1 protein-coding gene is annotated in these 900 nt (G+C 61.7%); it reads right to left on the bottom strand.

What is annotated here, in order from left to right; translation table 11 throughout:
* Window positions 1-900, bottom strand: a protein-coding gene (locus P9228_RS30825) for an IS630 family transposase (RefSeq protein WP_278057051.1) whose coding sequence is annotated in 2 segments (ribosomal slippage) — window positions 1-560 and window positions 562-900 — 899 coding nt annotated over the 2 segments. Because the reading frame shifts where the segments join, the coding sequence is not laid out codon by codon here. This gene is flagged as partial in the annotation.

Below are 900 nucleotides of genomic sequence, written 5' to 3'. Positions count from 1 at the left end.
AACAGATTGCAGATATCGCCGATGGCCTGCCACAGGGCGTCGATGGTTCTGATGGCCTTTGCGCGCAGATGCGCCTTGAGCTTGGCGAAGGCCATTTCGATCGGGTTGAGATCCGGACTGTAGGGCGGCAGGAAGAGCAGCCATGCGCCTCTTGCCCTGATGGCTGCCTCGGCGGCTGGACTCTTGTGGGCGGCGAGGTTGTCAAGGATGACGACATCGCCCCTTGCCAACGTCGGAGCGAGCTGCGTTTCGACGTAGGTCTCGAAGATGCGCCGGTTCATCGGCGCGTCGACGACGAAAGGGGCGGTAAGCCCATGGCAGCGCAGCCCGGCGATGAAGGTCTGCGTCTTCCAATGTCCAAACGGTGCCTTTGAGCGCAACCGCCGACCCTTCAGGCAGCGACCGCGCAAGCGCGTCATCTTCGTCGTGGTTCCGGTCTCGTCGATAAACACCAGCCGATGTGGCTCAAGCCGCATCCGCGGCTGGCGTTTGGCCCGCCACTCCTGGCGCGCCTTGCTGATGTCGGGTCGATCTTGCTCGCTGGCCAGCAGCGTTTTTTTTGAAGCGGTAGCCGTTCCTGATGAGCCAACGTGAGATCGAGGCGGGAGCGACTTGGACGCCTGCAGCAATAACCAGTTGGGCGGCAAGCTCCGGCATGGTGATGTCGTCCTTCTCGGCCACACAACCAAGCAGGAACGCACGATGCGGATCGAGCTTGGAATGGCGGCGGCCACCACTGGCTTTGGGCGCCAGGCTCTCGGTCTCTCGATAGTTCCTCATCAGGATAACGACGAACGAAACCGACACCTCAAAATGTGCCGCCGCCGCACGCCGAGAATGGCCCGCCTCGACAAACCGCACAACACGTTCACGCAAATCGAGCGAATAGGGCTTGGGCAT

The organism is Mesorhizobium sp. WSM4898 (assembly GCF_029625845.1).
Classification (GTDB): domain Bacteria; phylum Pseudomonadota; class Alphaproteobacteria; order Rhizobiales; family Rhizobiaceae; genus Mesorhizobium.
Note: the sequence above shows the minus strand (reverse complement) of the source record. Positions and strands in the feature narration are given on the sequence as shown.